This is a genomic window from Methylomonas sp. LWB (genome assembly GCF_001856095.1).
Taxonomy (GTDB): domain Bacteria; phylum Pseudomonadota; class Gammaproteobacteria; order Methylococcales; family Methylomonadaceae; genus Methylomonas; species Methylomonas koyamae_A.
The window spans coordinates 42,764-58,416 of sequence record NZ_MKMC01000008.1 but is presented as its reverse complement, the minus strand read 5'-3'; the positions used below and the strand labels follow the sequence as shown (position 1 = coordinate 58,416).

Below are 15,653 nucleotides of genomic sequence, written 5' to 3'. Positions count from 1 at the left end.
TGATATGCAACAAGAACTTTCAGAAGTATATTTTTATTTGAAAGGGACATTGAAGTATAAGCGTCTGGCAATCATACTTGCTTTGTTTGTTTCTTTAGTCGCTTGGGCATACGTTTTTTTTATGCCGGATAAATTCGAGTCAAAGGCGAAGGTCCATATCGATTCGGCTACGGTAATTCGCCCTTTAATGCGAGGGATGGTGGTAGAGCCGGACATCTCGGCGTTAATTCGCATTATTCAGCAACTTATGTTTACTCGGCCAAATTTGGAGAAAATCATTGAGTTGTCTCAATTGTCGCGCTCTGAAAACGAATCTGCAGCTGCTACCGAGCTCATTGAAAATCTTAAAAAAGATATAACGATAACTGGTGGGCGAGGGGATATCTTCGATATCGCATACACTTCTCAGGATCCCGAGGTTGCTAAAAGCGTCGTTCAGGCTGTTTTGACCGTCTTTTCAGAGCAAACTGAAGGTAAGGCGATGGCTGATGCAAGTGATGCTCAGCGGTTTATTGAACAACAAATTCGTGATTACGAAATACGGTTGCAAGACGCTGAAAAGGCTAAGGAGGAATTCAAGAGAGTAAATTTAGATTTGCTAAATGAGTCCGATCAATTCCAAATGCTGCAAAAGTTGAAGGAGCAATTGCAAGAAGCGAATACGGCTTTACAGCAGGCGCTTTCACGAAAAAGCGTACTAGCGGAACAGGTGGTTGATGTTCAAGACTCGGATGAGGATTGGGGTATGCCTACGGCTAGTCAAGAGGTTTCCGCTGATAATGCGAGAATCGAATCCTTAAAAGATAAACGAACAGAACTGCTCCTGAAATACACTGAAAGGCATCCAGAGATACTTGAAATCGATAAGCTAGTTGAACAACTCAAGAAACAGGAGGAAGAGGCAAAGGCAGCAAAAGCTCCAGTTGAGGAGCCGGCGGTGGGAGGAGTTGCTTTAGGGGCTGATAAGATGGCAAACCCCTATGTTCAAGCTTTAAAAATGGGTTTGGATAACGCAGCTGCCGAGGTTGCTTCCAACCAGTCGCTTGTAGACTCGATTCAGTCTAGAATTAATAAGTTGCAAGAGGGTCTAAATGAGCGTCTTACAATTGAAACTGAAATGAAAAATTTGAATCGTGATTATGAGACTATCAGTCATAAGTACTCCGAGTTATTAGAGCGGCGTGAGCAAGCTCATATTACAGAGCGTGTTGATGATCAGACTTCTAGGCTCAAATTTAAAATCGCCGATCCTCCTAGCAAGCCTGACAAGCCTAGCTTCCCTAATAGGAAATTGTTTTACTCTTTGGTTTTAGTAGTGTCTGTGGTGGTGGGCTTCGGAGTGGCCTTTTTGATATATTTTATTCGGCCGGTATTTATGTCAGCCAGACAGGTTCGTTTGGTGACGGGGTTGCCTTCTTTGGGGAGTGTTTCCTTAACTTCTCAAGGTATAAATCAGTCCAATAACGTCGACTGGGTGTTGATTGCTACGTTTTTGATTTTTATTTCAAGCTATCTTGGAATAATGATATTCGAGCTATTAAAATAGTTCGAATAATTTATAGGTAACTTTATGAGCATTATTGAAAATGCGCTCAAGAAAGCCGGAAAGCAGGGCTTGGTTTTAGATGATGATCAAGTTTTGCCAAAAGGGAGTGCTTCCAGCCCTGCTATTTTAATAAACTCCGAAGAATTAGCATTGGCCGAGTCAGTCAGTGGTCAATTTTCCGAGCGGCAGGTTAACCTTGATTGGAAGGGATTGGCGGAGAAAGGTTATATTGATAACAATGATGCTAAGTCACAATTGGCAGAGGAGTTTCGTGTTATTAAGCGTCCTTTGGTAAATAATGTACAAGGAGGGGATGGTAACGGCATTAGTCGTCCAAATTTGATTCTCATATGTAGTAGTTTGCCAAGTGAAGGAAAGACTTTTATATCAATTAATCTGGCTCTTAGTTTGGCGAATGAACGAGATAAAAAGGTTCTGTTGATTGATGCTGATGTGGAAAAGCCCAGTATTGCCAAGGAATTGGGTGTTCAAAGCCCATTGGGGCTGATTGAATACTTGGAGGACGATAGAATAACATTTTCTGATATTCTGTTAAAAACAGATCTGCCAAATCTTAGCTTGATTACTGCTGGCAAACGCCATAAATACTCTACGGAGCTGCTGTCAAGTCAAAGGATGTATCTTTTTGCGGAGGAAATCAGTCGTAGATATAAAGACAGGATTGTGATTTTCGATTCCCCGCCCTTGCTAGTGGCTACGCAAGCTCAGATTTTGGCTGAGCTGGTGGGACAGGTTGTTTTGGTGATTGCTGCCGAAATTACCCCACAAAGTGTCGTTAACGAAGCGGTTTCAAAGCTGAGTAATTGTGATGTTGTAATGACTCTTCTGAATAAGACTAGGCGTGAGATAGATATATACGGCCATAATTACAGTTACGGTAAGTATGGACAGCAGTAAAGCCCATTGTTTTAATAGGTTAAGGCTTCGGTACATTGCGTTTTTGGTTTGTATCAGTATATTTCACTCGCGCTATGTGGTCGCTTTGGAGTGGCGTGCTACACCTAGCATGTCGATCAGCGAAATATTTTCAGATAATTTGAATTTGTCTGAAAATGCAAAGAAAAGTGGTTTTGTTACCGATATTAGTCCTGGAATATCGCTATTTGGGTCTTCCGCGCTCAGCAGTTTTAATCTGAACTACCGGTTGCAGGGTTTGTATAATGCTCAAGGTTCGGATAGCGTAGACTTTAATCATCAGTTACAGATGAGTTCTCGTTATCAGATTATTAGAAACAGATTGTTTGTTGAAACCAGTAGTTCTATCAGTCAGCAAAATATTAGTAATGCTTTTGTTGCGACTGATAATATCTCAGGTAACGGTAGTCGAACCGAGGCAAAAAATTTCAATATTTCCCCATATTGGACACCACGGTTCGGGCGATTTGCCAACGGTTTATTTAAAGTCGGTTACAGTCGTTCTTCATTCGATAATGGTGACTCGGCATTGGTTTCTCCGCTCGTTCAAAATCTGATATCAGATTCCGATAGTTTTTTTAAAGAAGCGAGATTGACCAGTGGTAGCGAGTTCAGCTCGGTTACTTGGGGAATGAACTATTCTTCGCGCGAGCAAAATAGAAATTCTGGACAAGATGTTCGATTTGAGGAGTATAGTGGTAATGCTCGGTATTATTTTAACCGGAAGTTTAATGTGTTTGGTCAGGCAGGCTTTTCGGATAATAGTTACCGAACTCTAGCGGCGAACAGTATTAACAATGGTTTTTTTTATACCATTGGCGGGCGGTGGAGTCCGAGTTTATGGTATTCATTGGAAGTCGGAGTCGGTAACAATAAGCATGTCACTATGACTTTTAATCCGTCTTCTAATTTTAGTTCGGCAATTACTTACCGTAATAAGGATGTCGGGCTAAATACAGGAAGCTCGTGGGATGCTAATTTAAACTATCGAGTGCAGAGATTTAGCTTGGGGTTTAGTTATTCTCAAGATACGACCACTCTTCAACAACTTCTAGTAGAGCAAGGCTTCTTCTTGCGAGATGCTTCTGGCAATTTGACGGGTGTGACGGATCTTCAAGACCTTATTAGTCAGGGTTTTTTAGCGTTAGATGGGTCGGGTAACGTAATAAAAGGTCCTAATTATAATAACTCTCAATTAGTATTAAATCCTTTTGATTTGGTTGATGACGTAATTGTTAGAAAGCGTGCTAGCGTAAATTTGGCGTATCAGACCGGTAAAAGTCGCTTCAATGCCACTGCTTTTAATGAAAGAAGAAGCTATGAGCTGAGAGTGGGAGAAGATTCGGCTTATGGAATTTCCGGGGGGTGGCAATGGAGTTTTGTGCCTCGATTAAGTTTTTATCTTCAGCCCTCCTGGCAACATTCGGTTGGTTCCGCAGCAAGTAATACACGTTACGATGTAGCATTGGGTTTAACTCGCTCCGTTCCCATAAATTTGGGGCGGCCATTATTGATGAACACAAAGTTGGAGTTTAGGCACATAGAACAGAATTCAGATAGCTCTTTCGGATTCGATTATACCGAAAATAGGGCTACCGCCAATTTTGCTGTGCGATTTTAATTTGCCTACTCAATATGTACGACGGATTTTATAACCTTAACCAAAAGCCTTTTCAATTAAGCGCGGATCCGGACTTCTTTTTTCAAAGTACAGTTCATAAGCGGGCTTTGGCATACATGCACTACGGGCTAACTCAGGGAGAGGGTTTTGTTCTAGTGATTGGATCGCCTGGTACTGGCAAGACAATGCTGGTTAAGAGTTTGATTAAGAATCTGAACAAGGACAAATTGCTCATTGGGGTAATGATGACCTCTCAGGTTGGGCCTGAAGATACCTTGCGGATGGCCGCATCCACGTTTGGATTTAAATTTACGTTAAGTGATAAAGCTAGTTTATTGACTGGTTTTGAACGTTTTATCGTCGAAAAGGCGCGTGAAGGTCGACGTCTTTTGTTGATCGTTGATGAGGCGCAGAATTTGCCTAAGCAGTCCCTTGAAGAGCTTAGGATGTTGACAAATTTAGATGTGAATGGTCACCCTGTTTTTCAGGTGTTTTTGATAGGCCAAACTGAGTTGAAGCGCACCATATATTCGGCCGATATGGAGCAACTTAAGCAGCGCATTGTTTCTACGTTTCAACTTGATCCCTTAGATGTCGAGGAAACTAGAGAATATATTTTGTTTAGATTACAAACCGCTGGTTGGCAAGGCAAGCCAGAGTTCGGTGTCGGTGTTTTCGAGGCTATCCACCAATTCACCGGAGGTATTCCGCGTCGGATTAACACTTTGTGTGATCGATTGATGCTTTTCGGTTATTTGGAAGAACTCGGTCTTATTGATGAGCAGTCGGTTAACCGGGTTATCATTGAGGTTAAGGAAGAAATGTTATTGGAAGGTGGAGATGAATCGCGTCCAGAGGATTTGCCGTTACACTCGACCCATTCTCGTAACAGTGAAGATATGGATTTGGAAACGCGAATAGGGCGGTTGGAAGATTTGGTTACTAATCTTCGCAGCACCATCAATAAGGAAAGAGCGCTACTTAGGAAGGCGATTTTGCTACAACTGGACATGGATCCGGTCTACGACGACACCTCTAGTTCGGAATAGTTCATGAAATCGAATGTGCTTGTTTGCGTCGTCGGCGCGCGCCCAAACTTTATGAAGATGGCGCCAATTATTAAAGCTTTGAAAGCGGTAGGTCAGCCGATAGTTCCCTATTTGGTGCACACCGGGCAGCACTACGATCAAGCGATGAAAGACACGTTTTTCCAACAATTAGGGATCCCCGAGCCTGATCGAGATCTAGGGGTTGGATCTGGCAGTCATGCTGTTCAAACCGCTAACACGATGCTGCGATTCGAGCCGGTGTTGGATGAGGTGTCGCCTTTCGCGGTATTGGTGGTCGGTGACGTCAACTCGACAATCGCATGTGGGCTGGTTGCGGTTAAGAAAAGCATCCCTTTGATACATGTTGAGGCTGGGCTGAGGAGTTTCGATCGGGATATGCCGGAAGAAATCAACCGAATTTTAACCGATCAAATTTCAGATCTGCTGTTTACGACCGAGCGCGGCGCTCTCCATAACTTGGAGCGAGAAGGTATCGATGAAGGGCGGGTGTGCTTTGTTGGCAACGTGATGATCGATACGCTGTTAGCGAATTGTCAGCAAGCTGTGACGCCCGATCTGACGCTAGCGACCTATGGGAGTTCTCTAGCGATAAAGGAAGAAGGCTACGCGTTGCTTACCTTGCACCGTCCGTCCAATGTCGACGATCCCGATACACTGGTGCGTTTGATCAAAACCGTCGGTGAAATTAGTAAGAGGCTTCCCGTAATTTTCCCTGTGCATCCTAGGACACAGCAAAAAATTGCCCACGCTGGTTTGCTCAACGAATTCTCAACTGAACGTGTTTCTCTGTTGCCGCCAGTTAGCTATTTGGAAATGCTGGGACTGATGCGGGCAGCGCGAGTGGTTCTGACAGATTCGGGGGGGCTACAGGAGGAAACTACCGCCCTGGGGGTTCCGTGCGTCACGTTGCGAGAAAATACAGAGAGGCCGATAACGGTTACCGACGGTACGAATACGATTGTCGGTACCGATGCGGAAAAAATTAAGGCCTGCGTCCACGAGATATTAGACAGCGGCGGTAAAAGGGGGCGGATTCCGGAGTATTGGGACGGTAACGCGGCGACACGGATTGTCGAGCGTTTGTTGCAGCGTTATTTCTAAGTGGGTATATGAAGCCTCAACGCATCGTTAACGCCATGACGGTGGATGTGGAAGATTACTTCCAAGTGTCCGCGTTTGAACCCTATATTTCTAGTTCCGATTGGGATGATCTGCCGCATCGGGTCGAAGCCAATACCCAACGGATTCTGGATTTATTCGATGCGTATAAAGTAAAAGCTACCTTTTTTACATTGGGATGGGTCGCGGAACGCTATCCCAATTTAATACGCCGCGTTGTGCAGGATGGTCACGAACTGGCTTGTCACGGCTATCGACACATTCGGGTCACCCAGCAGTCTCCGGAGCAATTTCGGGAAGACATTCGGGTTAGCAAGCAAATTCTGGAAGACTTAGCCGGACAAGTGGTCATCGGTTATCGGGCGGCGAGTTATTCGATAGGCGCAAATAATCTTTGGGCCTTGGAAATATTACAGGATGAGGGTTTTATTTACAGTTCCAGTATCTATCCCGTCAGGCACGATTTGTACGGAATGCCCGGCGCGCCGCGATTTGCCTATCGGCCCGACAATGCGCCAGACTTGTTGGAAATTCCGATAACCACGTTGCGCATATTCGACCGTAATTGGCCCTGCGGCGGCGGCGGCTTTTTCCGCTTGTATCCCTATGCCGTGTCGAAATGGGCCTATCAGCGTCTCAATGATACCGAAATGCAGTCGGGAATTTTTTATTTCCATCCTTGGGAGATCGATCCAGAGCAGCCTCGGCAGGCCAATTTGCCAGCGAAGGCTCGGTTTCGCCACTATTTGAATCTAGATAAGGTCGCTGGCCGCTTGGAAAGGCTGTTGAGCGACTTTGAATGGAATACCATGCAAAAGGTATTCTTATCGGAATCCGTGAAACCCACAACACCGCCATGATCAAATTACTTGAACCATCGCAAGCCCAGCGTTGGGATGCTTATGTGATGGCTGCGGCCGACTCGACCTTTTTCCACTTGTCTGCGTGGCAACGCGTTATTGCCGCTGCCTTCGGTCACGATACTTATTACTATTATGCCGAGCAGGACGGCGAAATTACCGGCATTCTACCGCTGACGCACATCAACAGTTTACTGTTTGGAAACACGCTGGTTTCGAATGCCTTTTGCGTATACGGCGGCATTGTCGCCAGTAACGACGAGGCTTTCCGTGCGTTACAGGCGCAAGGCAAACAATTGGCCAGAACTTTGAACGTTGATTGCCTTGAAATGAGAAATCGTGTTCAAACGCATCGCGATTGGCCGCATAAAGCGTTGTACGTAACATTTCGCAAAACGCTCGATTCCGACCACGAAAAAAACCTGAACGCGATTCCCAGAAAACAGCGAGCGATGGTGAGAGCGGGCATCAAAGCGGGTTTAGTCGGTGTAGTAGATAATGATGTGGATCGATTGTTTCAAGCGTATTCCGAAAGCGTCAGAAACTTGGGGACTCCCGTGTTTCCGAGGCATTATTTTAAAGTACTAAAAGAGGCTTTCGGTAACGATTGCGAGATATTATCGATCGAGCACGAAGGTCGTTTAGTGGCTAGCGTGATGAATTTTTATTTCAAGGATGAAGTTTTGCCTTATTACGGCGGCGGCACCGAGGCTGCTCGAGACTTAAAAGCTAACGATTTCATGTATTGGGAGGTCATGCAGCGGGCGGTGGATAGAGGCTGTCGCGTGTTCGATTACGGGCGCAGCAAGATCGATACCGGCTCTTATCGCTTCAAGAAGCACTGGGGCTTTGAGCCCGAGCCGCTGTACTACGAAATCGATTTGGTGAAGGCGAAGCAGATTCCGGACATTAATCCGTTGAATCCCAAGTATCGATTATTTATTGCAGCCTGGAAGAAGCTGCCGCTGCCAGTCAGTCAGGTTGTGGGACCATGGCTGGCCAAGGATTTGGGATAATTCGTGCCTAAACTGCTATACCTGATTCATCGGATTCCGTTTCCCCCCAACAAGGGTGACAAAATTCGCTCGTTTCATTTTCTGCGAGCGCTAGCCAAACGGTACGAGATATTCCTCGGCACTTTTGTGGATGATCCTGAAGACCGCCAATATATTGAAGCGCTCAAGCCTTATTGCAGGGATGTATGTTGTGTGGAATTGTCGCCCGGCCTCAATAAGCTTAAAAGTGCGCGCGGCCTATTCAGCGGCGAGGCCTTGAGTCTGCCGTATTATCGAGATAAGGCATTGCGTCGTTGGGTTGATCAGGTCATAAGTACCGAGGGTATAGACCGCGCGCTGATTTTCTCGTCGCCTATGGCTCAGTACGTCGAGCGTTACCCCGAGTTAAGGGTCGTCGCGGATTTCGTCGATGTCGACTCCGACAAGTGGAGTCAATATGCTCGCAGTAAAAGCTGGCCGGCGGCTTGGATCTATCGGCGCGAAGCTCGGACTTTGTTACGTTATGAGACACAAATTGCCAGTCGGGCGGCGAAGACGATATTTGTTTCGGAACAGGAAGCCGCGTTGTTTAAGACCCTGGCGCCGATCGCGAAAGACAAGATCGATTTCGTAAATAACGGTGTCGATACTGATCGTTTTGATCCGAAAGTGGCTGGTGATTCGCCGTTTCCGAGCGGACAATCCCCCATCGTATTTACAGGTGCCATGGATTATTGGGCAAACGTCGATGCGGTCAAGTGGTTTGCCGAGAGTGTGTTCCCGGAGATCAAGCGACAATGCCCGCATGCTAAGTTTTACATAGTCGGTTCCAAGCCTGCCAAGGAAGTGCTGCAGTTATCGGAAAACGACTCGGCAGTGATCGTTACCGGCAAAGTCGACGACGTGCGACCATATATTGTTCACGCCCGTTTGATCGTGGCACCGTTACGTATTGCTCGAGGCATACAGAACAAGGTTTTGGAAGCCATGGCGATGGCTAAGCCCGTGGTCGCAACGTCGGCGGCGATGGAAGGGATATCTGCTGGTCAAGAGTTGCAGGTCGCCGTCGCCGATGAACCAAATGAGTTTGCCGAAAGGGTTGTGTCTTACCTGCAACAACCTACTGTTTACGCCGAAGACAACCGTCGGTTTGTCGAACGTGCGTTTGGCTGGTCCGCGAATGCCGATAAGCTTTTGACTTTGCTCGCAGGTTAAGGTTGACGATGGACGAAGCGGTGCCTTTGGTTGTGCATATCATTTACCGTCTCGGCATCGGCGGTTTGGAAAATGGCTTAGTTAATATCATTAACAAAATGCCGAAAGAACGTTATCGGCATGCCATCATTTGTTTGGCCGATGCGACAGATTTTACCCAGCGTATCGACCGGTCCGATGTCGTCGTCCACCAGTTACATAAGAAACCGGGGCAGGACTGGGCGTCGTTTTATAAGGTTTATAAGTTGTTTAAGGCTTGGAAGCCTGCGGTTGTGCATACCCGAAATCTAGGGGCTATCGAATATCAGGTTTGCGCCTGGTTGGCTCGAATACCCTACCGGGTTCACGGGGAACACGGCTGGGACGTGTTTGATCCTGACGGCAATAACCTAAAGTATCAGCGCTTGCGTCGAGCGTTGGGGCTAATCATTCATCGATTCATTCCATTGTCCAAACATTTGCAGGATTATTTGCAGGAAAAGGTCAAAATTCCGGCAGCTAAAATCACTCGCATTTGTAACGGTGTTGACACAAACCGGTTTTATCCTCGCGATTGCGATCGGGCGGCTCCAATGCATTGCGATATGCTTTTGTCCGGGAAAGTCGTCATAGGCACGGTGGGGCGTATGCATGGAGTAAAGGATCAATTGACACTGGTTAGGGCGTACATTCATGCTTGCCAAACGTATCCGGGCTTTGCTGGAGTGACTCGGCTTTGGTTGATAGGCGATGGGCCTTTACGAGCAGAGGGTGCTGGCCTATTGACGGATGCCGGATTGCTAGACCAAGCTTGGATGTCTGGTGATCGTGACGACATCCCCGATATTTTGCGTTGCCTGGATATTTTTGTGTTGCCATCCAAGGCCGAAGGTATATCCAATACTATACTGGAAGCGATGGCAACCGGGCTTCCAGTGTTGGCGACGATGGTTGGAGGCAATCCCGAGCTGATCTCGGACGGAGAGACAGGGATGCTGGTCGAAAAGGAAAATCCGGAGGCTATGGCAAGGGTGCTAGCGGAGTGGGTTGCCGATTCCGACAAGCGTCGCCGTTTTGGGGCGGCCGGATTGGAGCGCATCCGCCAGGAGTTTTCGATCGATAATATGGTGTCTCGCTACCAACGGGTTTATGACGAGCGATAAATAGCGCCGGAGAATAATAATATGTGTGGCATCGTGGGGATATTCGATATGCAAGGCAGCGGGGAAATTGACCGCGGATTGTTGTCGAAAATGAACGAATCCCAGTTTCATCGTGGACCGGACGAGGGCGGTCTGCATAGTGAGCCCGGCTTGGGCTTTGGGCATCGTCGTTTGTCGATCATCGACTTGTCCAGTGGTCAGCAACCGATGCACAGCGCGGATAGAAATGTCGTCCTAACCTACAATGGCGAGGTATACAACTTTCCCGAGTTGCGCGGCGAGTTGGAAGCCTTGGGCTACAGCTTCAGAACTCACTGCGATACCGAGGTAATACTCTACGCTTGGCAAGCGTGGGGAGAAGCTTGCGTGGACCGACTACGGGGTATGTTTGCGTTTGCGTTGTGGGACAGACCACAACAAACCTTGTTCCTTGCGCGTGATCGATTGGGTGTCAAGCCATTGTACTACTCACTATTGGCTAACGGACATTTCATATTCGGTTCCGAGTTGAAGGCGCTTAAGCAGCATCCGCTGCTGCCAACTCGGATTGATCCGACGGCGGTCGAGGACTATTTCGGTTTCGGTTACGTGCCAGACCCTAAAACAATTTATCGGGATGTCTATAAGCTGGAGCCGGGGTATAGTTTGGCGATTCGGCGCGGAGACGAACGGATTAAGCCTCGTCAATATTGGGATGTGACTTTCGATCCGGGTAATTTCTCTAGCATGGATGCTGCTGGTGAAGAGTTGATCGAACGGTTACGGGAGGCTGTTAAAATCCGGATGATGGCTGACGTGCCTTTGGGAGCCTTCCTGTCGGGCGGCGTTGATTCCAGCGCGGTCGTGGCTTTAATGGCCGGTTTGTCCGACGATCCGGTTAACACTTGCTCGATTTCGTTCGGCGATCCAAAATTCAACGAATCGCAATTCGCGGCTCAAGTTGCCGGTCGATATCACACTGCTCATCGGGTCGAACAAGTCGATCCCGATGATTTCAGTCTGATTGATTGCTTATCCGGTTTGTATGACGAACCCTATGCCGACAGTTCCGCATTACCCACTTATCGGGTTTGCGAGTTAGCCAAAAAACAAGTGACCGTGGTGTTGTCCGGGGATGGCGGCGACGAAAATTTAGCGGGTTATCGGCGCTATCGCTGGCATACCTACGAGGAGAGAATGCGTTCTTTATTGCCGGACGGTTTGCGGATGCCTTTGTTTTCGACCTTAGGTCGGGTCTACCCAAAACTCGACTGGGCACCGAAGGTATTTAGAGCAAAAACCACGTTGGAGTCGATAGGCCGAGATTCTATGGCGGGCTATTTTCATAGCGTGTCGGTGCTGTCTAATGGCATGCGTCAGCAATTATTTAGCGAGCAGCTAAGGGCGGAATTGCAAGGTTACGGCGCAATCGAGGTATTTCATCGATATCGGGAAAAAGCACCGAGCGATCCTCTGTCTATGGTTCAATATCTGGATCTGAAGACTTACTTAGCCGGTGACATCCTGACTAAAGTCGACAGGGCAAGCATGGCTCACGCCTTGGAAGTCAGGGTTCCGTTGTTGGACTACAAACTGGTGGAATGGATGGCGACATTGCCGCCGTCTTATAAGCTCAATGGTCGAGAAGGCAAATATTTGTTTAAAAAGTCACTGGAGTCTCATCTTCCGAACGATATTCTGTATCGACCTAAAATGGGGTTTGCCGTGCCTTTGAGCGGTTGGTTCCGAGGGCCTTTGAAAGAACGCGTACGGGAGGCCTTGTTGGGTAATACGCTTGGTCAAACGGGTTGGTTTAATCGCACTTACTTGGAGCATATGGTGACCCAACACCAGGCAGGTTTGCGAGATTACAGCGCTGCGATTTGGTCGCTGTTAATGTTCGAGGCGTTTCTTAGAAATGCCGGGTTTTGACGCTGGTTAACTTGTACGAGCGGGCAATAGACATTAATTAATTGATTTGCTAGAGTGTGAACCAATTCAAGTTTTTCTAAGTGGCGGTGTAATATGCGATTCGAAGAAGATGATAGCCTGATCGAGAACGGTCAACTGCAAGAGGGCAAGCAAGTAATTGATAAATCTAGAAGAAAGTTTGCTAAAGCTGGCGTTGCGGTTCCTGTCATCCTAACTTTGGCTAATCGTCCTGCATGGGGAGGGGGTACTGGTGGCGTTGACGAATGTACCATTTCTGGGTTTCATTCAATAGGTCCGAATAGAACTGCGTACTCCGGTAATATTGTGACTAATCCGGGGCCGCGTCCCCCGAAGCATTATTGCGACAACCCGAGTCAGTGGCCTTTAAGCAAATGTAAGCCTCACTCGAGTAAACACGAGACGGGTGGAACTTTGGAAGGGGGATCTGGGTGTCGACGAGATAGAACGGCGCCAAACTCTTGGACCTCAAACCGGAACGACACTCAAAAGGGGCAATGGAACTTAAATGCGGTGTGGACTAAAAGCACTCAAGCGCCGAAAACGAAGAGTGAATTGCGATCCAACGGCCAGAATGACTATGCGACTCTTAAGCGTAACGAGGCCACCTACGGATATTATATCTTCAGTGATACTGCGTTAGGGCCTACCACCAATGCCAACAAAACGTTAAACGATTGTATAAAAGAGCTGGATCAAGGGACTGATATAGGGTTGGATAACTGTATGGCTTGGTTGTTTGTTAACGCTTGTGATGGCAAACATGTGGTTGGAAGCTCGCTGTCGGATGTCCAAGCTTGTTTTCAGGCGGTAAAGACCGGAGGTAAGTATAAAGTTGGTGCAGTAGATTGTTCAGCCCAGGATATTATTGACTTTTGCCATCACTTGATCTCTGACGGTTGCACGGCGTAAGAGAACAGTCTTCTGGTTTTATGCTCTGGCGAGTAGTTGGAGAAGTCTATTGCGTGGATTGGGGTGATGGGGTCGTGATTTATCATCGCAACTCCGGTACTACGTTTTTGTTTGAGGCGATGCCGTTAGAGCTGATTCAGCGATGTTTTCAGCCTACGCCATTTGATCAAACGATGCTTGAAGACATCATCGGAAATTTCGACTTATCGGATAAATCGCGCGACAAAGCTGGGTATTTAGAAAGTCTGATACAGGTTTTGTTGCGAAAAGAATTAATTGAGCCGGTAAATTGAGATTACAGCATTTGCCGTTCCAGGAGGTTAATAGCCGACTGCGAAATAGCGGTTTGAATTTGCAACTTGGTCAGTTTTGCTTTGCTATCACGACTAAATTGGCTTCAGTGGCGCAAAGTCTTTCGATTTTGTATGCCGATTTTGAAGTTTTTGATAGTAGTGTGTTCGTTGATTTCCCCGTATCGGTTGCTTCTGGACATAATTGGTTCAGCTCGATAAGTAAAAGCGCTGAATTTCGTTTTGATGGCTACGCGCCCTTCAATCCTTTACCGCTACAACATGCCCCGGCTTTGATCGAATGGGGGATGAATTGGTGTGTATCTAGTCAAATTAATACTTTTTTGATAATCCATGCTGCTGTCATAGAGAAAAATGGCTGGGCGGCTGTGTTACCGGCGCCGCCGGGATCCGGAAAAAGTACTTTGACCGCCACGTTGATTCAAGAAGGTTGGCGATTACTATCGGACGAATTGACTCTGGTTGATCCAGTGACGTTCCGAGTACACCCCTTTCCCCGTCCCGTCAGCTTGAAGAATCAATCCATTGACATCGTCGCCAAGCGCTATCCTGGCCTTGTGTTCGGGCCATTGTCAACGGATACATCGAAGGGCACTGTTTGCCATCTTAAGCCACCCGAAACCAGCGTCAGTCGGCAGAGCGAGTCTTGTCCGATTGCGTGGATCATATTTCCAAAATATGAAGCTGGCTCCGCGACCGAGTTTGCGCCAAAGGCAAAATCGTTAACGTTTATTGATGTAGCGGATAACGCGTTTAATTTTAGTCGGTTAGGCTACGCGGGATTTTACGCCTTGCGTAATGTATTGGACCGGGCAAGCTGTTACCAGTTGCGTTACAGCTGCCTAGACGATGCCGTTCAAATTTTCGACCAACTTAAGAGCGCCGAATGAGTTTTGAATGGCCCTTGTTGGTCAAGGTGATCAACGATCAGGTGTCTCATGCCGAGTTGTCCTTACCCGAATGGGGATTATTAGTCAGGCAGGCACGTGCATCGATGCTACTGGCGAAGCTGGTTCACTGGGTGGAGAGCCGTGGCGGACTGGATGAAATTCCGGAAGCCGCGCGTCGGCATTTAATCTCCGCAAAATGTTTTTCCGAAAAACAAAGCAACGACCTATTTTGGGAAATTCGCCAGTTGCAAAAAGTGGCTCGACAGTTAGAGTTTCCTTTTGTCTTGTTGAAGGGCGCGGCGTATGCAGTGACTGAACACCCCGCCGCGAGAGGTAGGGTCTTTTCAGATATTGATTTACTGGTTCCCCGCGAAAAAATAGGCTCCGCCGAGAAGCGTTTGATGATTCATGGTTGGATGGGCGGGCAAAACGGCGTTTACAACGAACGTTATTACCGGCGCTGGATGCATGAAATTCCACCAATCAGACACCTGTCCAGGGGCAGCGTCATCGATCTACACCACAACATCCTGCCGATAACGTGTAAGGATTGTCCCGATGCCGGATTACTGCTAGCCGATGCGCGCGCATTGGATAAATTCGATGGACTAGCGGTATTATCTCCTGTCGATCAAGTGATACACAGCGCGGTTCATTTGTTTTACGACGGTGAATTGGAGCACGGCTTGCGGGACTTGGTCGATTTAGATGCGCTGATTCGCGGTTTGGGCGAACAGCAGGTCAGATTGATTTCACGTTCATCCGAATTGGGTCTGGCAAGGCCAGTCCTTTACGCATTGCGTTACTCGACTACAATACTCGGTACACCGCTGTCGGACGAATTGGCCCGGCAACTTCAACAAGTGACGCCCGCCAAGGCAATTCTCGCGGTGATGGATTTTTTGTTCATTCGCGCGCTGATGCCGGTCCATCCAAGTTGCACCGACCGCTGGACAGGTTTGGCCCGTAACGTATTATTTTTGCGGGCGCATTGGTTAAAAATGCCGTGGTATTTGCTATTGCCCCATCTGACTATCAAGGCCTGGATGCGTCTGACCGGCAAAGAGAAGCACTAATTCCGGGTGCTCACTTCATGGCGAGCCGACT

General features: G+C 47.5%; 14 protein-coding genes. All 14 read left to right on the top strand.

From position 1 onward, the window contains the following. Nucleotides 1–4: 4 nt before the first annotated feature. Nucleotides 5–1,546, top strand: a complete 1,542-nt coding sequence (locus tag BJL95_RS04245; RefSeq protein WP_071155757.1) for an XrtA system polysaccharide chain length determinant — start codon at nt 5–7, stop codon at nt 1,544–1,546. Between the two features lie 24 nt (nt 1,547–1,570). Beyond that, the gene (locus tag BJL95_RS04240) at nt 1,571–2,464 is read left to right on the top strand and encodes an XrtA-associated tyrosine autokinase (RefSeq protein ID WP_071155755.1); all 894 of its coding nucleotides are present in this window, start codon (nt 1,571–1,573) and stop codon (nt 2,462–2,464) included. Further along, nucleotides 2,451–4,103, top strand: a complete 1,653-nt coding sequence (locus BJL95_RS23610; protein ID WP_083385633.1) for a TIGR03016 family PEP-CTERM system-associated outer membrane protein — start codon at nt 2,451–2,453, stop codon at nt 4,101–4,103. The genes BJL95_RS04240 and BJL95_RS23610 overlap by 14 nt, the downstream gene beginning before the upstream one ends. A gap of 14 nt (nt 4,104–4,117) precedes the next feature. Next, nucleotides 4,118–5,152, top strand: a complete 1,035-nt coding sequence (locus BJL95_RS04235) for an XrtA/PEP-CTERM system-associated ATPase (RefSeq protein WP_071155753.1) — start codon at nt 4,118–4,120, stop codon at nt 5,150–5,152. A gap of 3 nt (nt 5,153–5,155) precedes the next feature. Next, nucleotides 5,156–6,274 (top strand): non-hydrolyzing UDP-N-acetylglucosamine 2-epimerase, encoded by a 1,119-nt coding sequence (wecB, locus tag BJL95_RS04230; protein WP_071155751.1) that lies wholly within the window; start codon nt 5,156–5,158, stop codon nt 6,272–6,274. 8 nt (nt 6,275–6,282) lie between these two features. Continuing rightward, the gene (locus BJL95_RS04225; RefSeq protein WP_071155749.1) at nt 6,283–7,152 is read left to right on the top strand and encodes an XrtA system polysaccharide deacetylase; all 870 of its coding nucleotides are present in this window, start codon (nt 6,283–6,285) and stop codon (nt 7,150–7,152) included. Further along, nucleotides 7,092–8,168, top strand: coding sequence for a FemAB family XrtA/PEP-CTERM system-associated protein (locus tag BJL95_RS04220; protein ID WP_254786677.1), 1,077 nt, complete (start codon nt 7,092–7,094; stop codon nt 8,166–8,168). Before BJL95_RS04225 ends, BJL95_RS04220 begins: the two co-directional genes overlap by 61 nt. Nucleotides 8,169–8,171: 3 nt before the next feature. Beyond that, nucleotides 8,172–9,362 carry a TIGR03087 family PEP-CTERM/XrtA system glycosyltransferase gene (locus BJL95_RS04215; RefSeq protein ID WP_071155744.1) on the top strand — a complete coding sequence of 397 codons (1,191 nt, stop codon included), beginning with the start codon at nt 8,172–8,174 and terminating at the stop codon, nt 9,360–9,362. 8 nt (nt 9,363–9,370) lie between these two features. Further along, nucleotides 9,371–10,504: a TIGR03088 family PEP-CTERM/XrtA system glycosyltransferase gene (locus BJL95_RS04210; RefSeq protein WP_071155841.1), complete on the top strand. Its 1,134-nt coding sequence runs from the start codon at nt 9,371–9,373 to the stop codon at nt 10,502–10,504. A 21-nt stretch (nt 10,505–10,525) separates the two neighbouring features. Further along, entirely contained in the window at nt 10,526–12,415 is a 1,890-nt protein-coding gene (locus BJL95_RS04205) for an XrtA/PEP-CTERM system amidotransferase (protein ID WP_071155742.1), read from the top strand. Nucleotides 12,416–12,508: 93 nt separating this feature from the next. Further along, nucleotides 12,509–13,345 (top strand): hypothetical protein, encoded by an 837-nt coding sequence (locus BJL95_RS04200; RefSeq protein ID WP_071155740.1) that lies wholly within the window; start codon nt 12,509–12,511, stop codon nt 13,343–13,345. A gap of 53 nt (nt 13,346–13,398) precedes the next feature. Further along, entirely contained in the window at nt 13,399–13,638 is a 240-nt protein-coding gene (locus tag BJL95_RS04195) for a hypothetical protein (protein WP_071155738.1), read from the top strand. Between the two features lie 53 nt (nt 13,639–13,691). Beyond that, nucleotides 13,692–14,546 carry an HprK-related kinase A gene (locus BJL95_RS04190; protein ID WP_217631660.1) on the top strand — a complete coding sequence of 285 codons (855 nt, stop codon included), beginning with the start codon at nt 13,692–13,694 and terminating at the stop codon, nt 14,544–14,546. Further along, the gene (locus tag BJL95_RS04185; RefSeq protein WP_083385631.1) at nt 14,543–15,622 is read left to right on the top strand and encodes a nucleotidyltransferase family protein; all 1,080 of its coding nucleotides are present in this window, start codon (nt 14,543–14,545) and stop codon (nt 15,620–15,622) included. The genes BJL95_RS04190 and BJL95_RS04185 overlap by 4 nt, the downstream gene beginning before the upstream one ends. The last annotated feature ends 31 nt before the right edge of the window (nt 15,623–15,653 follow it).